Source organism: Kitasatospora sp. Ki12 (assembly GCF_054601375.1).
Window position 1 is genome coordinate 995,238 of the sequence record NZ_BAAIHT010000003.1, and the last position, 18,059, is coordinate 1,013,296.

Annotated in this window: 18 protein-coding genes; 13 read left to right on the forward strand and 5 right to left on the reverse strand. The window is 73.8% G+C overall.

What is annotated here, in order from left to right; translation table 11 throughout:
* Window positions 1–2 precede the first annotated feature (2 nt).
* The 8 genes from ACYP53_RS34970 (at window position 3) to ACYP53_RS35005 (ending at window position 5,618) form a co-directional block, all read left to right on the forward strand.
* Window positions 3–428 (forward strand): cupin domain-containing protein, encoded by a 426-nt coding sequence (locus tag ACYP53_RS34970; RefSeq protein ID WP_189917583.1) that lies wholly within the window; start codon window positions 3–5, stop codon window positions 426–428.
* Window positions 425–1,681: a beta-ketoacyl-[acyl-carrier-protein] synthase family protein gene (locus ACYP53_RS34975; protein ID WP_189917581.1), complete on the forward strand. Its 1,257-nt coding sequence runs from the start codon at window positions 425–427 to the stop codon at window positions 1,679–1,681. The genes ACYP53_RS34970 and ACYP53_RS34975 overlap by 4 nt, the downstream gene beginning before the upstream one ends.
* A 5-nt stretch (window positions 1,682–1,686) precedes the next feature.
* A complete protein-coding gene (locus ACYP53_RS34980; RefSeq protein ID WP_189917579.1) occupies window positions 1,687–2,928 on the forward strand; it encodes a beta-ketoacyl synthase N-terminal-like domain-containing protein in 1,242 nt (413 codons plus the stop codon).
* Window positions 2,929–2,977: 49 nt separating this feature from the next.
* Window positions 2,978–3,238 (forward strand): acyl carrier protein, encoded by a 261-nt coding sequence (locus ACYP53_RS34985; protein ID WP_189917577.1) that lies wholly within the window; start codon window positions 2,978–2,980, stop codon window positions 3,236–3,238.
* Window position 3,239: 1 nt separating this feature from the next.
* Entirely contained in the window at window positions 3,240–3,695 is a 456-nt protein-coding gene (locus tag ACYP53_RS34990) for an SRPBCC family protein (protein WP_189917575.1), read from the forward strand.
* Between the two features lie 5 nt (window positions 3,696–3,700).
* Window positions 3,701–4,021 carry a TcmI family type II polyketide cyclase gene (locus ACYP53_RS34995; protein WP_189917921.1) on the forward strand — a complete coding sequence of 107 codons (321 nt, stop codon included), beginning with the start codon at window positions 3,701–3,703 and terminating at the stop codon, window positions 4,019–4,021.
* Between the two features lie 361 nt (window positions 4,022–4,382).
* Entirely contained in the window at window positions 4,383–4,820 is a 438-nt protein-coding gene (locus tag ACYP53_RS35000) for a hypothetical protein (protein ID WP_459650422.1), read from the forward strand.
* A 102-nt stretch (window positions 4,821–4,922) separates the two neighbouring features.
* Window positions 4,923–5,618 (forward strand): class F sortase, encoded by a 696-nt coding sequence (locus ACYP53_RS35005; RefSeq protein WP_459650423.1) that lies wholly within the window; start codon window positions 4,923–4,925, stop codon window positions 5,616–5,618.
* Between the two features lie 127 nt (window positions 5,619–5,745).
* Here ACYP53_RS35005 and ACYP53_RS35010 read toward each other — a convergent pair whose 3' ends face one another.
* The 3 genes from ACYP53_RS35010 to ACYP53_RS35020 form a co-directional block, all read right to left on the reverse strand.
* Window positions 5,746–6,780, reverse strand: coding sequence for a methyltransferase (locus ACYP53_RS35010; RefSeq protein WP_189917569.1), 1,035 nt, complete (start codon window positions 6,778–6,780; stop codon window positions 5,746–5,748).
* 67 nt (window positions 6,781–6,847) lie between these two features.
* Complete coding sequence (locus ACYP53_RS35015; protein WP_459650424.1) at window positions 6,848–7,933, reverse strand: right-handed parallel beta-helix repeat-containing protein; 1,086 nt, start codon at window positions 7,931–7,933, stop codon at window positions 6,848–6,850.
* Window positions 7,934–8,317: 384 nt separating this feature from the next.
* On the reverse strand, window positions 8,318–9,718 hold the full coding sequence (locus ACYP53_RS35020) for a cytochrome P450 family protein (RefSeq protein ID WP_459650425.1): 1,401 nt from the start codon (window positions 9,716–9,718) through the stop codon (window positions 8,318–8,320).
* A 187-nt stretch (window positions 9,719–9,905) separates the two neighbouring features.
* Here ACYP53_RS35020 and ACYP53_RS35025 point away from each other — a divergent pair, with 187 nt between their 5' ends.
* Both ACYP53_RS35025 and ACYP53_RS35030 read left to right on the forward strand, forming a co-directional pair.
* Window positions 9,906–10,847: a deoxyribonuclease IV gene (locus ACYP53_RS35025; RefSeq protein WP_459650426.1), complete on the forward strand. Its 942-nt coding sequence runs from the start codon at window positions 9,906–9,908 to the stop codon at window positions 10,845–10,847.
* A 172-nt stretch (window positions 10,848–11,019) separates the two neighbouring features.
* Window positions 11,020–13,134 (forward strand): MMPL family transporter, encoded by a 2,115-nt coding sequence (locus ACYP53_RS35030; RefSeq protein ID WP_459650427.1) that lies wholly within the window; start codon window positions 11,020–11,022, stop codon window positions 13,132–13,134.
* Between the two features lie 158 nt (window positions 13,135–13,292).
* On the opposite strand, the gene ACYP53_RS35035 is transcribed toward ACYP53_RS35030, so the two are convergent.
* Window positions 13,293–13,517: a hypothetical protein gene (locus tag ACYP53_RS35035; protein ID WP_189917559.1), complete on the reverse strand. Its 225-nt coding sequence runs from the start codon at window positions 13,515–13,517 to the stop codon at window positions 13,293–13,295.
* A 414-nt stretch (window positions 13,518–13,931) separates the two neighbouring features.
* On the opposite strand from ACYP53_RS35035, the gene ACYP53_RS35040 reads away from it, so the two are divergent.
* Both ACYP53_RS35040 and ACYP53_RS35045 read left to right on the forward strand, forming a co-directional pair.
* Window positions 13,932–15,314: an amino acid permease gene (locus ACYP53_RS35040; RefSeq protein ID WP_459650428.1), complete on the forward strand. Its 1,383-nt coding sequence runs from the start codon at window positions 13,932–13,934 to the stop codon at window positions 15,312–15,314.
* A 293-nt stretch (window positions 15,315–15,607) separates the two neighbouring features.
* Entirely contained in the window at window positions 15,608–16,255 is a 648-nt protein-coding gene (locus ACYP53_RS35045) for an HNH endonuclease family protein (protein ID WP_189917555.1), read from the forward strand.
* Window positions 16,256–16,553: 298 nt separating this feature from the next.
* Here ACYP53_RS35045 and ACYP53_RS35050 read toward each other — a convergent pair whose 3' ends face one another.
* Complete coding sequence (locus ACYP53_RS35050; RefSeq protein ID WP_189917553.1) at window positions 16,554–17,219, reverse strand: hypothetical protein; 666 nt, start codon at window positions 17,217–17,219, stop codon at window positions 16,554–16,556.
* Between the two features lie 111 nt (window positions 17,220–17,330).
* Here ACYP53_RS35050 and ACYP53_RS35055 point away from each other — a divergent pair, with 111 nt between their 5' ends.
* Window positions 17,331–17,990: a TetR/AcrR family transcriptional regulator gene (locus ACYP53_RS35055; RefSeq protein ID WP_459650429.1), complete on the forward strand. Its 660-nt coding sequence runs from the start codon at window positions 17,331–17,333 to the stop codon at window positions 17,988–17,990.
* Window positions 17,991–18,059: the final 69 nt, after the last annotated feature.

The window sequence follows — 18,059 nt, forward strand, 5'->3', positions numbered from 1 at the left end:
CCATGACCACGCACTACCCACGGATCGTCAACGTCGACGAGGCTCCGGAGAACCGCCGCCACGGCGCCGAGCTGCGCACCATGCTCACCCCGACCAGCTGCGGGGCGACCAGCGGCTTCATGGGCCTGGCCATCGTCAAGCCGGGCGAGCGGATCGGCGAGCACTACCACCCGTACTCCGAGGAGTTCGTCTTCGTCGTCTGCGGCGAGCTGGAGGTGGACCTGGACGGGAAGCCCCACCCGCTCAAGCCCGACCAGGGCCTGATGATCCCGATCAACATGCGCCACCGCTTCCGCAACGTCGGCGACACCGAGGCCCGGATGGTCTTCCACCTCGGCCCGCTCGCCCCGCGCCCCGACCTCGGCCACGTGACCACCGAGGAGTCCGCCGCCTCGGGCCCGCCGGAACACGCCAAGGTGGCCTCGTGACCCGGCGCGTCGCCGTCACCGGGATCGGTGTGGTCGCGCCCGGCGGGGTCGGGGTCCCGGCGTTCTGGGAACTCCTCACGGCCGGCCGCACCGCGACCCGGGGCATCACGCTCTTCGACCCCACCGGGTTCCGCTCCCGGATCGCCGCCGAGGTCGACTTCGACCCGGCGGCCCACGGGCTTGGACCGGAAGACGTCCGACGGGCGGACCGCTACGTCCAGTTCGCGATGGTCGCGGCCGACGAGGCGATCGCCGACGCCGGTCTGGACCTCACCGCCGAGGACCCGTGGCGGATCGCCGTCTCGCTTGGCACCGCCGTCGGCGGCACCACCCGGCTGGAGCACGACTACGCCCTGGTCAGCGCCGGCGGCGCGCGCTGGGACGTGGACCACCGGCAGGCGGAGCCGCAGCTGCACCGGGCCTTCGCGCCCAGCACGCTCGCCTCCGCGGTGGCCGAGCGGACCGGTGCCCGCGGCCCGGTGCAGACCGTCTCCACCGGCTGCACCTCCGGTCTGGACGCGATCGGCTACGGCTTCCAGGCGGTCGAGGAGGGCCGCGCCGACATCTGCGTCGCCGGCGCGTCCGACTCCCCGATCTCGCCGATCACCGTCGCCTGCTTCGACGCCATCAAGGCCACCAGCGAGCGCAACGACGACCCGCAGCACGCCTCCCGCCCCTTCGACGCCGACCGCGACGGCTTCGTCCTGGGCGAGGGCGGCGCCGTCCTGGTGCTGGAGGAGCTGGAGCACGCCCGCCGCCGCGGCGCCCGGATCTACGGCGAGGTCGGCGGCTTCGCCACCTTCGGCAACGCGTACCACATGACCGGCCTCACCAAGGAGGGGCTGGAGATGTCCCGGGCGATCGACCACGCGCTCGCCCATGCCCGGGTCGACCGCACCGACGTCGACTACGTCAACGCGCACGGCTCGGGCACCAAGCAGAACGACCGGCACGAGACCGCGGCCGTCAAGCGCTCGCTGGGCGAGCACGCGTTCGCCACGCCGATGAGCTCGATCAAGTCGATGGTCGGGCACTCGCTCGGCGCGATCGGTGCCATCGAGGTCGTCGCCTGCACCCTGGCGCTCGCCCACGGCGTCGTGCCGCCGACCGCCAACTACGAGACTCCGGACCCGGAGTGCGACCTCGACTACGTGCCGCGCACCGCGCGCGAGCTGCCGCTGAGCCACATCCTCTCGGTCGGCAGCGGATTCGGCGGATTCCAGTCCGCCGTCGTGCTCAACAGAACGGGGTGAGTTCCATGACGTCACGTCAGCAGGGACGCCGGGCGGTGGTCACCGGCCTCGGCGTGGTGGCACCGAACGGTGTCGGGGCCGACGCCTTCTGGAAGGCCACCAGGCAGGGCGTGAGCGTCCTCGACCGGATATCCCGCGAGGGCTGCACCGGGCTGCCGCTCAGGATCGCGGGCCAGGTGCGGGACTTCGAGCCGCAGTCGGCGATCGACAACCGCTTCCTGGTGCAGACCGACCGGTTCACGCACTACGCGATGGCCGCCGCCGACCTGGCGGTGGCGGACGCCGGCTTCCGGCCCGACCCGGAGGACCCCTTCGCGGTCGGCGTGGTGACCGCGGCCGGCTCCGGCGGCGGCGAGTTCGGCCAGCGCGAGCTCCAGCAACTCTGGGGCCAGGGGCCGAGGTTCGTCGGACCGTACCAGTCCATCGCCTGGTTCTACGCGGCCAGCACCGGCCAGATCTCCATCCGCGGCGGCTACAAGGGCCCGTGCGGCGTCGTCGCCAGCGACGAGGCCGGCGGCCTGGACGCCCTCGCGCACGCCGCCCGCGCGATCGAGCGCGGCACCGACGCGGTGGTGGCCGGGGCCGCCGAGGCCCCGCTGGCGCCGTACTCGATGGTCTGCCAGCTCGGCTACCCCGAGCTCAGCCTGGCCGAGCGGGCCGAGGAGGCCTACCTGCCGTTCACCGCGAAGGCCCGCGGCTTCGCCCCCGCCGAGGGCGGCGCGATGCTGCTGCTGGAGGACGAGCAGGCGGCCCGGCGGCGCGGCGCCGCCGTCCGGGCCCACCTGGCCGGGCACGGCGCCACCTTCACCGGGGCCTCCCGCTGGGCGGAGTCCCGGGAGGGGCTGGCCGCCGCGATCCGGATCGCGCTGGACCGGGCCCGGATCGCGCCCGAGGAGATCGACGTGGTCTTCGCGGACGCCCTGGGCGTGCCCGAAGCCGACCGGGCGGAGGCGCTGGCGCTGGCCGACGCGCTAGGCCCGGCCGCCGAACGCGTCCCGGTCACCGCGCCCAAGACCGGTACGGGGCGGGCCTACTGCGGCGCCCCGCTGCTGGACGTGACCGCCGCCGTGCTGGCCATGGAGGACGGCGTGCTGCCGCCCACCCCCAACGTCACCGAGGTCTGCCACGACCTCGCCCTGGTGACCGACCGCGCCCGCCCGGCCGAACTGCGCACCGCCCTGGTGCTCAGCCGCGGGCTGATGGGCTCCAACTCCGCGCTGGTGCTCCGGCGCGGGGAGCGGTCCTGAACCACACCGCGGTCCTGGACCGCTCCGTCACACCCCGAAGGGACACCCCGTGAGCAACACCCTCAGCTATCCGGAACTCGCCGCCCTGCTGCAGTCGCGGGCGGGCGTCACCGTCGACCCGGGCGACCTTGAGCGGCCGGGCGCCGAGTTCGACGCCTTCGGCGTCGACTCGCTCGGCCTGCTCGGCGTCGTCGGCGAGCTGGAGAACCGGCACGGCCTCAAGGTCACCTCCGGCGCCGAGTCGGCCAAGACCCCGGCCGAGTTCATGGAGCTGGTCAACTCCTCCCTCGCCGCGAAGGCTGGTGCCTGAGATGCCCGGACACACCGACAACGAGATCGTCATCGCCGCGCCGCTCGACCTGGTCTGGGAGATCACCAACGACCTGGAGAACTGGCCGGACCTGTTCAGCGAGTACGCCTCGGTCGAGGTCCTGGAACGCGAGGGCGACCGGGTGCAGTTCCGGCTCACCATGCACCCGGACGACAACGGCCAGGTGTGGAGCTGGGTCTCCGAGCGGACCACCGACAAGCCCTCGCTGGCGGTGAACGCCCGCCGGGTCGAGCCCGGCCCGTTCGAGTTCATGGAGATCCGCTGGGAGTACGCGGAGGTCCCGGCCGGCACCAGGATGCGCTGGATCCAGGACTTCGCGATGAAGCCCACCGCCCCGGTCGACGACGACGGCATGGTCAACCACATCAACAAGAACTCGCGGATCCAGATGCAGCTGATCCGCGAGAAGGTCGAGAAGCGGGCGGCGGAGCTGTGAGCGGCGTGCACCGGGCGCTGATCGTCGCCCGGATGAAGCCGGAGGCCGCGCCGGACATCGCCGAGGTGTTCGCCGCCTCCGACCAGGGCGAACTGCCGCACCTGATCGGGGTGACCGGACGCAGCCTCTTCCAGTTCGGCGACGTCTACCTGCACCTGATCGAGGCCGACCGCCCGCCCGGCCCGGCCGTCGCCCAGGTCGTCGGACACCCGGAGTTCCGGTCCGTCAGCGACCGCCTGACCTCCTTCGTCCAGGCCTACGACCCCGCCACCTGGCGCGAGCCCAAGGACGCGATGGCGCGGGAGTTCTACCGCTGGGACCGCTGATCCCGGCTCGCCCCGATGGGCCCGCCCCCGGCACCGCGCCGGGGGCGGGCCCATGTGCCGTCCACCTGCCGCTTCCCCGTGCGTTCCTCTGCCGTTCCCCTGTGACTCCCTGCCGTTCCCCTGTGATTCCCCTACCGCCTCGCGCCGTCCCGGGCGCGGATTCACCCGGATCGCCCGCGCGCCCGGGTGAACACACCCGGGAGTCCACCCGAAGGGCGCACAGTCAGCACCGGCGCTGCCACGCTCCGGTGGCAGGCGGCGGCACGGTGGATGACGGTGGATCAGGCGCACCCCCCGCGAGTCCCCTTTGTCCGGCACCGAGCCGGCAGTCGCGGGTCCGCGCGCCGGAAGGATCATCCTCATGCGTTCTGCACGCACGCTGCTCGCCGGGGCGGCCGTCGCCGCCGTCCTCACCGTCGGCGCCCCCATGGCCTTCGCCGACGGCTCCTCCGACCAGGGCAAGAACCTCACCTGGCAGGAGAAGCAGGACAAGTCGACGGCCGCCGACAGCTCCAAGCCCGCCGACGCCGCCAAGCCGGCCGACAGCTCCAAGCCGGCCGACGACAAGAAGGGCGCCCCCGCCGCCTCCGAGGAGCACAAGGGCTCCGGTGAGCACAAGGGCACCGAGGCCAAGGACGAGGACCACACGACCCCGCACGGCGGTGTGCACACCGGTGGCGGCGGTCTGGCGCTGTCCGGCGGCGGGCTCGCCTCCGGCGCGGTGCTGCTGCTCGGCGGCCTCGGGGCCGGCGCCTACGCCCTGCGCCGCGGCCGCCGTGCCTCCGGCGCGGTCGCCTGACGCCCGGCGCCCCACTTCCGCCGCCTCCGGGCGCCTCCCCGGCCGGGACGGGGCGCACCGGGGGCGGCGGTCCGTTCGGACCCGTGTGAGCGGAGGACAGGAATGACGGGCGGTCCCGCCTCTGGAATGCCCCGGCTGCTGCGCGCGGGGATGGGCGCGGCAGCGGTCGGTCTGCTGCTGATCTACAACTCGGTGGACACCGAGCCGAACACCGACTCGACGGCCACCCAGGCCGCTCCCCCGGCGGCCACCGCACCGGCCGCCCCCGGGCCGTCCGCGGCCGCCACCCCGCCACCGGCGGCGGCGCCCGCAGCCCCGGCGGCCCCGGCGCTGAAGCGCGCCAAGCCGGCCCGGCTGCGGATCCCGCAGATCGCCGTGGACGCGCCGTTCACCGAGCTGACCCTCGGCCCGGGCGGCCAGCTCAACGCCCCGCCGCCGGACGACAAGAACCTGGTCGGCTGGTACCGGGACGGCGTGACCCCGGGCGAACGCGGCAGCGCGGTCGTCGCCGGCCACGTGGACACCACCAAGGGCCCGGCGGTGTTCCTGCTGCTGAGCCTGCTGCTGCCCGGGAACAAGGTCGAGGTGGCCCGCGCCGACGGCACCGTCGCGGTCTTCTCGGTGGACTCGGTGGAGACCTTCGCCAAGGACGCCTTCCCCGACCAGAAGGTCTACGGCAAGACCCCCGACGCCCAGCTGCGGCTGATCACCTGCGGCGGCACCTACGACAAGAAGCGCCGGGACTACCTGGACAACGTGGTGGTCTTCGCCCACCTGGAGTCCTCGCACAAGGCCTGACGCGCCCTGCCTGACTCGCCCCACCTGGCGCGCCCTGCCTGACGCGCCCACCAGGAGCGGTGCACGCCGACGACCGCCGGGCCCCGGGAGACCGGGGGCCGGCGGTCGTCGTTGTCGGTGCCTGCGGTCAGCCGCGGACGGTGGCCTCGAAGGCGTGCAGGTAGGGGTTGACCGGGCAGACCTCGGTGACGGTGAGACCGGCCTCCTCCATCAGCCGGACCATGCTCTCCTCGGAGTGCTTGGCACCGCCGACGTTGAGCATCAGCATCAGGTCCATCGCGGTGGTGAAGCGCATCGAGGGGCTGTTGTCGACGAGGTTCTCGACAACCACCACCCGGGCGCCGGGGCGGGCCGCCTTCACCACGTTGGCGAGGGTGCGGCGGGTGCTCTCGTCGTCCCACTCCAGGATGTTCTTGATGATGTAGAGGTCGGCGCGGACCGGGATGTCCACCCGGCAGTCGCCCGGCACCAGCCGGGCGCGGGCGGAGAAGGCGCCGCCCTCCCGCAGCCGCGGGTCGGCGCCGGCCACGACCTTGGGCAGGTCGAGCAGGGTGCCGTGCAGCGCCGGGTGCTTGTCCAGCAGGCTGGCCAGCACGTGGCCCTGGCCGCCGCCGATGTCGACGACCGAGTCGACGCCGGTGAGGTCCAGGTAGTCGGCGAAGTCCCGGGCGGACTGCCGGCTGGAGGTGGTCATCGCCTTGTCGAAGACCTTCGCCGAGTCGCCGCCCTCGCTGTGCAGGTACTCGAAGAACTCCTTGCCGAACAGCTCGGGGAAGACGTTGCGGCCGGAGCGGACCGCCTCGTCCAGCTTCGGCCAGGCCTCCCAGGTCCACGGCTCGGTGCACCAGAGGGAGATGTAGCGCAGGGAGTTGGGGGCGTCCTCGCGCAGCAGCCGGGACATCTCGGTGTGCTCGAAGCGGTCGTCGGCGGTCTCGGCGAAGATCCCGTAGCAGGTGAGGGCGCGCAGCAGGCGGCGCAGCTGGCGGGGCTCGGTGTCGAGCGCGGCGGCGAGGTCGGTGACGGCGGTCGGGGTGTCGCCGAGCGCGTCGGCGACGCCGAGCCGGGCCGCCGCGCGGACGGCGGCGGCGCAGGCGGCGCCGAAGACGAGCTCGCGCAGGCGCATCGCGGCCTGCGGGCTGGTGTGGGCGGGTGCGGTGGTCATGGACGTCCTTCCCGGTGGAGCGGGGGTGGGGAGCGGGGGCTTGGCGGGGGGGCTTGGTGAGGGGGGTTCAGCAGTGGCCGGAGGGCTCGGAGCGGTCGCAGGTGTTGCGGGCGAAGGTGGTGTCGGTGCCGGCGTCGCGGTCGGCGAGGTCGGCCGGGCCGTTGCCGCTCAGCCGGTTGTCGGTGACGACGGTCCGGGCGTTGGGGACGCCGACGACGCTCTTGTAGAGGACGATGCCGCCGGAGAAGTCCGAGGTGCCGGTGTTGTCGCGGACCTCGTTCCCGGTGACCCGGACGTCCTCGGTGCCGGTGACCACGATCCCGGCGCCCTGGATGGCGCCCAGGCGCGGGTTGGCCGGGCAGAACTTGTTGTTGGCGACGACGCGGTTGTTCCGTACGTCGAGGTTCCCGGCGCGGGGCACGCCCTCGTCGCCGACCACGAAGACGCCGCCGCAGTTGCCCCTGATGTCGTTCTTCTGGACGGTGAGCCCGCGCAGCCGGCGGACGGTGACGCCCACCCGGTTCCCGGACAGCTCGTTGCCCTCCACCACGGTGCCGCCGGTGTCGGGCGAACCGCCCTCGCGGTAGGCGTAGTTGGCGAGGAAGACGCCGGACTGGCCGTTGTCGGTCGAGCGGTTGTGGACGATGACGGCCCGGGTGGACATCTCCTGGCTGATGCCCTGCTGGGCGTTGTCGTGGACGTAGGTGCGGCGGACGGTCAGGCCGGTGGTGCCGCTGGCGTCGATGCCGTTCTTGGCGAAGCCGGTGACGGCGAGGGACTCGACCGTGACGCCGGACAGCGGGTTCGCCTCGGTGCCGTCCACGCAGATGCCGTGCCCGGCGGTGGCGCAGGCGTTCTCCGTACCGGTGCCGGGGGTGACCACGGTGTCCGGGCCGGAGCCGCGCAGGGTGAGGCCAGGGGTGGTGATGCGGACGCTGCCCCGGTAGGTGCCGGGGAGCAGCAGGACGGTGTCGCCGGGGTGGGCGGCGTCCACCGCGTGCTGAATCGATTCGCCCGGCCGGAGGAGGTGCATCGGGCCGATGTCGACGGCATGGGCCGCGGGCGCGGCGGCCAGGGTGGTGAGGACGGTGGTCAGGGCGGTGGTGGCGGCGGCGGTGGCCGCGGCGAGGTGGTGGACCCGTCGCGTGGGCATCAGTGGTGACCTGTCTTTCGGCGCGCGCGGTGCTTCGAGGTGGGGTGTCGCGGTGTGGGGCGGTGTCGCGGTGTGGGGCGGTGTCGCGGTGTGGGGCGGTGTCGCGGTGTCCGGCCCGGGCCGGCGGGTGTGGGCTGACGCGCTGTACCCGGGTGGTGACGGCCGGTGGGTGCGGCCGAGTCGACGGTACGGTCGCCCGGGTGGAGCCGCCACCAGGGCTGGGCTGCGGGGCTGACGGGGCGTCGGCCGGTGGTGGGACGGGCCCGGCGTGGCGCGCTCCGCCCGGACATGACGACGCGCCCGACCGCGGGTGCGGCCGGGAGCGGGTCGGTCAGGGTCGGGTGCGGCCGGGCGCGGGTGCGGCCGGGCTCCCGAGGCGGAGGCTCAGCCCTCCGCCGGGGCCTGCGGGCCGAGGCGGACGGGCACGGCGGCGAGGTGCCAGGCCGCCGGGTTGGGGCCGCGCTCGACGGCCTCCGGTCCGACCGCGAGCTCCAGCCGCGGGTAGGTCCGCAGCAGCGCGCCGAAGGCGACCACCGCCTCCTCGTGCGCCAGCGCCGCGCCCAGGCAGCGGTGGGCGCCGTGGCCGAAGCCGAGGTGCGCGTCGTGCGGCCCGTCGCGGTCCGGCGCGCTCGCGCGGCAGACGTCCAGTCGCTCCGGCTCGGCGTAGACCCGCGGGTCGTGGTTGGCCCCGGCGAGGATCGGCATCACCGCCTCGCCCTTGCGGATCAGGGTGCCGGCCAGGGTAAGGTCCTCGGTCGCGTAGCGCGGCACGCCGCCGATGGTCGGTCCGCGCCAGCGCATCAGCTCGTCGACGGCGGCGGGCAGCCGGGCCGGGTCCTCGCGGACCAGGGCCAGCTGCTCGGGGTGGGCGAGCAGCGCGGCCGTGCCGTTGCCGATCAGGGTGGCGGTGGTCTCGTGCCCGGCCACGATCAGGTTGAGGATCAGCGAGACGGTCTCGACCGGGTCGAGGGTGTCGCCCTCAGCGGCGGCCAGCCGGGAGAGCAGGTCCTCGGCGGGCTCGGCGCGGCGGCGCTCGATCAGCTCGCGGGCGGCGGCCACCATGGCGCGCAGCGCCTCGTCCAGCCCGGGCCCGGCGCCCCGGCCGAGGTAGGAACTCCAGCGGCGCCACTGCGGGCGGTCGGACTCGGGGATGCCGAGCAGCTCGCAGATCACCGTGACGGGCAGCGGGTAGGCGAAGTGTGCCACCAGGTCGACCACGCCGTCCGGGTCGGCGTGCTCGGCCAGCGCCCTGGCGTACTCCTCGGCGAGCCGTTCGATCCGGGGCCGCAGGCGCTCGACGGCGCCGGCCGTGAAGGCGGGGTGCACCAGGCCGCGCATCCGGCGGTGCCGGGCGCCGTCCGCGCCGAAGACCCCGGCGCGCAGGAACTCGGCGCACTCGGGCGGCATGCCGCGGGCCCGCCAGACCTGCTCGGTGCGGTGGGCGGGGGCGGGCACCCCGGCCGGGTCCGTGTCGGCCGTCGCAGCCGTCGTGTCCGCCGTTTCGCCCGTCGTGTCCGCCGCGTCCGCCGCGCCCGCCGTCGTGCCCGCCGCGCCCGTCCGGTCCGCCGGGTGGTCGACGGTGTTCACGTCGTTGACGAAGCGGGGGTCGGACAGCACGGTGCGGACGTCCTGGTAGCGGACGGCGATCCAGAACGGGTCCACGCCGGGGATGGTGGCGCGGGCGAGCGGGGCGCGTTCGCGCAGGTCGGCGAAGGCGGTGAAGGGGTCGCGGACCAGGTGGTCGGCGCGCAGGTCGACGGTCTCGACGGGTTCGGCGGTGGTCACGGTCGTCTCCTCGGAGTCGTGGAGTCCACGTGGTCACGGATCGTGACGGAGCCGGAGCTCGGAGGTCGTGATTTCCACCCCGAATTCACTCGATCGAGTACAGAGGATCGTTTCGCCGGGTCTCCCCCGGGACGGCCGTACCGGTCTGCCCGACACCCCCGTCCGGCCGCGTGACATCCTCGGGGCCATGACCATCGCGCCCGTACCGCCCGTCGCCACCGTCCGCAACCCGATCGGCGCCCACGTCCCGGTGGCCGGCCGGGGGCTGGCCGGGACGGGCCTGGCGTACGCGCGGCGGGTCGGCGCCGAGACGGTGCAGGTGTTCGTGGCCAACCCGCGCGGCTGGGCCACTCCCCCGGGGAACCCGGCCCAGGACGAGGAGTTCCGCCTCGCCTGCGCCGAGCAGGGCGTCCCGGCCTGGGTGCACGCGCCCTACCTGATCAACTTCGGCTCGGACAACCCGGCCACCCGCGAGCGCTCGGCCGACTCGCTGCGGCACTCGCTGCGCCGCGGCCACACCATCGGCGCCCTCGGCGTCGTGCTGCACACCGGCTCGGCCGTCGGCACCGCGCCCGGCGGCGGCTCCCGTCGGGCCGAGGCGATGGCGCAGGTCCGCGAGGACGTCCGGCCGCTGCTGGACGAGCTCGACGCGCTCGGCGAGGACGCGCCCTGGCTGCTGCTGGAGCCGACCGCCGGTCAGGGCAGCTCGCTCTGCTCGCGGCTGGAGGAACTGGCCGAGTACGTGGAGGCGCTGGACGGCCACCCCAAGGTCGGGGTCTGCCTGGACACCTGCCACGCCTTCGCCGCCGGACACGACCTGGCGGTGCCCGGCGGGGTGACGGCCGCGCTGGACGCCCTGGCCTCCGCCGCCGGTCCGGGCCGGCTGCGGCTGATCCACGCCAACGACTCCGAGGACGTCGTCGGTGCCCGCAAGGACCGGCACGCCAACATCGGCGCCGGGATGATCGGCGCCGAGCCGTTCCGCGAGCTGTTCGAGCACCCGGAGACCGCCGGCGTGCCGCTGCTGGTGGAGACCCCGGACCGCAAGCACGGCGGGGACGGCACCGGGCACGCGATGGACATCGCGGTGCTGAAGGAGCTGCGGGAGCGGGCGGCGGTCCGGGTCTGACCCTGGCCGGGAGGGTCTGACCCCTGCGGGGAGGGTCTGACCCCTGCGGGGAGGGTCTGGCCCCTGCGGGGAGGGTCTGGCCCGTGCCGGGCGGCGGACCGGAGCTGCCGGATGGCCGGACCGATGGCAGGCTGGAAAAAATCATCGCCTCTGGCCTCCCTGGGGGACCCTGATGTCTCCGACCCGGAAACTCGCCGCGCTGCCGTGCGGACGCCGCAGCAAGTGGGTGGTGCTCGCCCTCTGGCTGGTGCTGCTCGTGGCGCTCGGCCCGCTCGCGGGCAAGCTCATGGGAGCCGAGGACAACCAGGCGTCCAGCTGGCTGCCCGGCAACGCCGAGTCGACCCAGGTGCTCGACGAGCAGCGGACCTTCCAGCCGGTCGACACCGCCCAGGCCGTCGTGGTGTACCAGCGCGCCGGGGGCATCACCCCCGCCGACCGGGCCGAGGCCACCCGCCAGGCGGTGGAGTTCGCCGCCGTCCCGCATGTCGTCGGACCGGTGGTCGGCCCGGTGGTCTCCACCGACGGCCAGGCCATGCAGACCATCGTGCCGATCGACATCGGCACCAACGGCTGGAACGACCTGAAGCCCGCCGTCGAGCAGCTGCGCCGCACCGCCGCCGCCGACAGCAACGGCATGACCACCCACGTCACCGGCCCCGGCGGGGTCGGCGCCGACCAGGCCGCGGCCTTCTCCGGCATCGACAGCTCGCTGCTCGCCGCCACCGTCAGCGTGGTGATCGTCCTACTGCTGCTCACCTACCGCAGCCCGGTGCTGTGGGCCCTGCCGCTGGTCACGGCCGCCGGCGCACTGACCGTCTCCGAGGCCCTCATCTACCTCCTCGCCAAGCACGCCGGCCTGACCGTCAACGCGCAGAGCGCCGGCATCCTGATCGTCCTGGTGCTGGGCGCGGGGACGGACTACGCGCTGCTGCTCACCGCCCGCTACCGCGAGGAGCTGCGCCGCCACCAGGACCGGCACGAGGCGATGGCCTTCGCCCTGCACCGCGCGGGGCCCGCCATCCTCGCCTCCTCGGCGACCGTGATCGCCTCCATGCTCTGCCTGCTGATCGCCGAGATGAACTCCACCAGCGGCCTCGGCCCGGTCTGCGCGATCGGCGTGCTGATCGCGCTCCTCGCCATGCTCACCCTGCTGCCCGCGCTGCTGGTGATCGTCGGCCGCTGGGTGTTCTGGCCGGTCCGGCCCGCCTACGGCACCCCGGAACCGACCCGGACCGGACGCTGGGCGCACATCGGCACCTGGATCGGCCGACGGCCCCGCAAGGTGTGGGTGGGGACGGCGCTGGCCCTCGCGGCCTGCTGCGTCGGCCTGGTCTCACTCGACGCCAACGGCCTCAGCACCGCCGGGACCTTCACCGGGAAACCGGACTCGGTGGTCGGCCAGCAGGTGCTGTCGCAGCACTTCCCGGGCGGCACCGGCGCGCCGCTCACGATCATCTCCACCGGCACCGGCGCCCCCGCCGTACGGGAGGCCGCCCGGACCACGGCCGGGGTGGCCGCCACCACGCCGCCGGTCGTCCACGGCGGACAGGCCCTGTTCCAGGCCACCCTCACCGACCCGCCGGACAGCGGGGCCGCCAAGTCCACCGTCGACCGGGTGCGGGCCGCCGTGCACGCCGTACCGGGAGCGGACGCCAAGGTCGGCGGCAGCACCGCCGTGATCCTGGACGCCGGACGCGCCGCCGGCAACGACAACCGGGCGATCATCCCGCTGGTCCTCGGCGTGGTGCTGCTGATCCTCGCCGTCCTGCTGCGGGCCGTCACCGCGCCGCTGGTGCTGATCGCGACCGTGGTGCTGTCGTACGCGGCGGCGCTCGGGATCAGCGTCTTCTTCTTCGAGCACGTCTTCCACTTCCAGGGCCAGGACAACGCGTTCCCGCTGTTCGTCTTCGTCTTCCTGGTCGCGCTGGGGATCGACTACAACATCTTCCTGATGACCCGGGTCCGGGAGGAGTCCGCCCAGCACGGCACCCGGCAGGGGGCGCTGAACGGGCTGTCCGCCACCGGTGGGGTGATCACCTCGGCCGGGCTGATCCTGGCCAGCACCTTCGCGGTGCTCGGCACCCTGCCGGTGGTGGGCTTCGCCGAGATCGGCTTCGCGGTGGCGCTGGGGGTGCTGCTGGACACCCTGGTGGTGCGCTCGGTCCTGGTCACCGCGCTGACCATGGACCTCGACCGGCACATGTGGTGGCCGAGCCTGCTGTCCCGGCCCGGGGCGGTCGCACGGGCCGCGCCGGGCGCGCAGGAGCCGGCGGACGTACCGGACTGACGGGGCTCGCGCGGGACTGACGGAGCGCGGCGGGCGGACGGGCTCGCGCGGGACTGACAGGGCACGGCGGGCGGACAGCGGTGAGCCCGGGTACCGACGTGGCGGTACCCGGGCTCAGTCGTCGATCAGCCGCCGACCGTCGGTCGACCGTCAGTCGATCAGCAGTCGCCGATGCAGTCGTCCTCGGTGTGCTCGTGAACGTTGAGCCACTGGGCGTGCGGGCCGAACAGGCCGACACCGGCCGAACCCGACTCCAGGCTGGTGCCGGTCGCCGAGTGCGACGCGTGCCAAGAGGCCATCGCCGGCACCGGCGCCGCGAAGGCGGCGGCGCCGGTCACGGCGGCGATCACGGCGAGCTTGCGGGCGTTTCCACGAAGCGACATCAACTGTCCTTTGGGTGGTTTCTGGCATGGGAGGAGTGCCCCGGGGCCGGCCACCAACACACCCGGCCACCCCGCGGCACCGGCACAGGTTGGCACACGAACGCCCACGAATCCGCCTCATTCGCAACCCGACTGAGGCATTCGGGTGAGGGAACTCCCCCGGCCGGGCGAACCCTGTGGTCCGAAGGTGATCACGGTCGAACACCCGGGCGGAGAACTCCGGACGAGTGCCCGTCCGGCCGCCGCAGGACCGTAAGACTTGCGGTCAGATGCCGGGCGAACTGAACAAATCCCGTCGATTTGGTAGCCGATGGCGTCCGGTCCGAGCATGAACAGTCGCTCCACACGCCCGTACCCGCTCCACCGAGCGCGCGGCCGGAGCCCGAGCAGGACCACGAAAGGCGCACCACCCTCATGCAGACCAGTCCCGCCGCACCCCGGCAGGCGACCCGACCGGACGGCCCGACAGACCCGGGCCCGGTCGACCCCACCCCCGCGAAGAACGGCCGCTTCGGGCTGGCGACCGCCACCGCCCTGGTGATGGGCAACATCATCGGCGGCGGCATCTTCATGATCCCCGCCGCCGTGGCCCCGTACGGGACGGTCAGCCTGCTCGCCTTCGCGGTGCTCACCGTCGGCGCGATCGTGCTGGCGCTGGTCTTCGGGCAACTGGCCCGCCGCAACCCGCGCACCGGCGGGCCGTACGTCTACGCCCGCGAGGCCTTCGGGGACTTCGCCGGCTTCCTGTCCGCCTGGTCGTACTGGATCACCACCTGGGTCAGCAACGCCGCGCTCGCCGTGGCCGCCGTCGGCTACCTGGACGTGCTGGTGCCGATCCACCACGACATCGCGCTGGAGATCACCGCCGCGCTGGCCTTCCAGTGGCTGCCCGCGCTGGCGAACCTGGCCGGCACCCGGTACGTCGGGGCCGTCCAACTCGTCTCCACCGTCCTGAAGTTCATCCCGCTGCTGCTGGTCTCGGTGGGCGGCCTGTTCTTCTTCGACCCGAAGAACCTCGGCCCCTTCGACGGCAGCGGCCAGGGCTGGGCGGGCGGCATGACCGCCGCCGCGGCCATCCTGCTGTTCAGCTACCTCGGTGTGGAGTCCGCCGCGATGAGCGCGGGTCAGGTCCGCGACCCCGAGCGCAACGTCGGCCGGGCCAGCGTGCTCGGCACCACCGGGGCGGCGGTGGTCTACCTGCTGGGCACGCTGGCCGTCTTCGGCAGCGTCGCGCACGACCGGCTCGTCCACTCCACCGCGCCGTTCTCGGACGCCGTGAACGGCATGTTCGGCGGCTCCTGGGGCGGCACGGCGATCGCCGTCGCCGCGCTGGTCTCGATGACCGGCGCCCTCAACGGCTGGACCCTGCTCGCCGCCCAGGCGCCGTACGCGGCCGCCCAGGACGGCCTGTTCCCGGCCGCCTTCGGGAAGGAACGGCGCGGGGTGCCGACCTTCGGCGTGGTGGTGAGCGTCGCCCTGGCCTCGGTGCTGACCGTCCTCAACTTCGCCAGTGGCGCGAAGCACGCCTTCGACATGCTGGTGCTGGTCACCACCTTCACCGCCACCGTCCCGTACCTGCTCTCCACCGCCGCCCAGTTGTACTGGCTGGTCCGCGGCGCCACCGAGAAGGTCGACCACGGCCGGCTCGTCCGGGACGCCGTCCTCGGGCTGGGCGCCTTCGCCTTCTCGCTCTGGCTCCTCGCCGGCGCCGGCTACGCCGCCGTCTACCAGGGCGTGTTGTTCCTGTTCGCGGGGATCCTGGTCTACGTCTGGATGGCGGGCCGGCGCCGCGACTGACCTCCGGTCCCAGCTCCCCCGGCAAGGCCCCGGTCGCGGTTCGCGCGGCCGGGGCCGCTGTGCTTCCGGGGGCCGGGCCGGTGCGGCTCCGGGGGTCGGGACGGATGCGGTTCCGGGGCCCGGGGTGGTTGTGAACCCCCTTGGCGGACGCCGGACTTGTCCGGCCGTGGCCCGGTACGGGGCCGATATCCACGAGGATTTCACCTCCCGGGTCTACCCGCGTAGGTGACCCGCTCGCCACACTGGCGCACGCAATTCAGCAGCTCATCCGATCTGATGATGGAGCGTTCGCCATGGCCCCCACCGCGTCCATACGCCGGTTCCTGCCCCTCGTCCCGGCCGCCGCCGTCCTCGCCGCCGCGACCGTGCTCACCGCCGGCACCCCCGCCCAGGCCGCCCTCCCGACCCCGATCTCCGCGGCCACCGCCCGGTCCTACCTCGCCGCGATGCCCGCCACCGCCGAGACCCACGCGAGCACCTACGACCGGACGCTGTTCCCCACCTGGATCACCGTCAGCGGCACCTGCGACACCCGCGAGTGGGTCGTCAAGCGCGACGGCAGCAACGTCGCCACCGACACCTCCTGCAAGGCCACCAGCGGCTCCTGGTCCTCGCCGTACGACAACGCGACCACCACCAACGCCTCCTCCTTCGACGTCGACCACCTGGTGCCGCTGTCCGAGGCCTGGGCCTCCGGCGCCTGGTCCTGGACCACCGCCCAGCGCCAGGCCTTCGCCAACGACGTCACCCGCCCCCAGCTGCTCCTGGTCTCCGCCAGCAGCAACCGCTCCAAGGGCGACCGCGACCCCGCCGAGTGGCTCCCCCAGGCCTCCTACCGCTGCACCTACGCCCGTGCCTGGGTGCAGGTGAAGCAGTACTACGGCCTCGGCGTCGACAGCGCCGAGAAGACCGCCCTCACCGGCATCCTCAACGGCTGCTGACCCCAGGCCCATTGCGTGACGCCCCGCGCCCCGGCCCACGGCGCGGGGCTTAGCCGCGCCCTCCGGCGCGCGGTCGGGCGAGGTGCGGAGGGGCGGGCCTCGGATGCGATGCCGGGCAGCAACCGCGGCCGGTGGCCGCCGACTTCGAGCCACTGCGGGCCGGACGGCCGGGGATCCGCGCCCGCGCCGGACGCTCGTGACGGCGAACAGCGAAGGCCCGCCGGATCGGCGGGCCTTCGGCGGCGGGTGGCAGGTGCCGTGCCGCCGGGTGGTGGTGTCGGCCGGGGCCGTTCGGGGGTCAGGCCGTCCGCTCGACCGGGCGGGGCAGCCGCCGGCGGACCGCCCAGACCGCCGCCGCGAGGACGAAGCCGTAGACGGAGACGAGCCCGTGGCCGTTGTCCTGGGCGAGCCACATCGCGAGGCCGAGCGCGGGGACACCGGCGGCCAGGGCGATCTCCTTGGGGAGGCGGGTGCGGGTGAGGAAGGCGAGGGCCAGGGTGGCGCCGAGGAAGTAGGTGGCGCCGGAGCTGCCGGCGAAGTTGCGCGGGTCGGTGCTGGGGCCCTCGCCGAAGCCGAGCAGGGTGTCGATCCGGCCGGGGAGCACGATGCCGGCGAGGAAGAAGGCGAGGGTGAGCGGTCCGCCCCAGTACCAGTGGGCGAGCGCGGCGACGGCGGCCAGGGTGACGAGGTTCCACAGGCCGCCGAAGAGGCCGCCGTTCTGCATGAACACCGAGGTGAACTCGCGCCACCAGCCGGACTTCGACGGGTCGCCGTCCAGCGCGTCCATGGCACCGGACCACACCAGCTGCAGCAGCACGCCGCCGACGGCGATCGCGGTCAGGGCGATCGCCGCCCAGGGGAGCGGCCGCCCGCGCAGGGTGTCCCGGCCGACCACGCCGAGTCCACTGTTGACCATCATGACCATCAGCGCGGCCGTGGTCACATTGAAGACGATCGCCTCCATTGCCGGCTCCTCCCCCTGGTGACGGCGCTTCCAACGCCGTTCGAAAACCTGATGGCGCAAAACTAGCACAGTTTTCTAACAGTGTTGGAAAAGCTTGTTACGGTGGATCCCATGAAGCTCACCAAGGAGCGCATCGTCGACGCGGGCATGGCCGTCTTCGCCGAGGTCGGCTACCAGAACCTGTCCATGCGCCAGGTCGCCGACCGGCTCGACACCCACGCGGGCAGCCTCTACTACCACGTGCGCGGCAAGGACGAACTGCTCGCCCTGATGGCCGACCGGGTCTGCCGCCAGGCGTACGACGCCGGCACCGAAGCCATCGCCGCCCTCCCGCCCGACGCCGCCTGGCAGGACCGCGTCGAAGCCCAGGCCGCCACCCTGCGCCTGAGCATCAAACAGCACCCGGGCGGCGCCCAACTCCTCGCCGAGAGCCCGGGCACGCTCAGCACCGGCGCCCTCTCCCTCATGGAACGGCTGCTGCGCACCCTCCACGACGCGGGCCTGCCCGCCGACCACTGCGTCATTGCCGCCGACACCCTGCTCAGCCACGTCACCGGCTTCGTGCTCCAGGAGCAGAACCAGCCGGCCGCGCCACCGCCCGTCACCGCCGAGCTCTACGCCGACCTGTGCCGGCGCTTCCCCCTGCTCATGGACCCGTCGGCCCCGCGCCCCGGCCAGGACGAGAAGTTCACCCGGAGCGTCCGACTGCTGTGCGCGGGCTTCGGCACGCTGCTCGCGGACGGTCCGGGGAGCGGCGGAGACCGGCCGTAGGGACGGGGTCGCTTTCGGGCGCTGCCTGACCGGGCGCTTGCCGTTCGAGCGCCCGGTCAGGCGCTTCCC

Excerpts from the sequence above, each read along its gene's own strand:
- ACYP53_RS34970 (WP_189917583.1), top strand. The coding sequence starts at position 3 with ATGACCACGCACTACCCACGGATCGTCAACGTCGACGAGGCTCCGGAG.
- ACYP53_RS34980 (WP_189917579.1), top strand. The coding sequence starts at position 1,687 with ATGACGTCACGTCAGCAGGGACGCCGGGCGGTGGTCACCGGCCTCGGC.
- ACYP53_RS34990 (WP_189917575.1), top strand. The coding sequence starts at position 3,240 with ATGCCCGGACACACCGACAACGAGATCGTCATCGCCGCGCCGCTCGAC.
- ACYP53_RS35000 (WP_459650422.1), top strand. The coding sequence starts at position 4,383 with ATGCGTTCTGCACGCACGCTGCTCGCCGGGGCGGCCGTCGCCGCCGTC.
- ACYP53_RS35005 (WP_459650423.1), top strand. The coding sequence starts at position 4,923 with ATGACGGGCGGTCCCGCCTCTGGAATGCCCCGGCTGCTGCGCGCGGGG.
- ACYP53_RS35010 (WP_189917569.1), bottom strand. The coding sequence starts at position 6,780 with ATGACCACCGCACCCGCCCACACCAGCCCGCAGGCCGCGATGCGCCTG.
- ACYP53_RS35015 (WP_459650424.1), bottom strand. The coding sequence starts at position 7,933 with ATGCCCACGCGACGGGTCCACCACCTCGCCGCGGCCACCGCCGCCGCC.
- ACYP53_RS35025 (WP_459650426.1), top strand. The coding sequence starts at position 9,906 with ATGACCATCGCGCCCGTACCGCCCGTCGCCACCGTCCGCAACCCGATC.
- ACYP53_RS35030 (WP_459650427.1), top strand. The coding sequence starts at position 11,020 with ATGTCTCCGACCCGGAAACTCGCCGCGCTGCCGTGCGGACGCCGCAGC.
- ACYP53_RS35035 (WP_189917559.1), bottom strand. The coding sequence starts at position 13,517 with ATGTCGCTTCGTGGAAACGCCCGCAAGCTCGCCGTGATCGCCGCCGTG.
- ACYP53_RS35040 (WP_459650428.1), top strand. The coding sequence starts at position 13,932 with ATGCAGACCAGTCCCGCCGCACCCCGGCAGGCGACCCGACCGGACGGC.
- ACYP53_RS35045 (WP_189917555.1), top strand. The coding sequence starts at position 15,608 with ATGGCCCCCACCGCGTCCATACGCCGGTTCCTGCCCCTCGTCCCGGCC.
- ACYP53_RS35050 (WP_189917553.1), bottom strand. The coding sequence starts at position 17,219 with ATGGAGGCGATCGTCTTCAATGTGACCACGGCCGCGCTGATGGTCATG.
- ACYP53_RS35055 (WP_459650429.1), top strand. The coding sequence starts at position 17,331 with ATGAAGCTCACCAAGGAGCGCATCGTCGACGCGGGCATGGCCGTCTTC.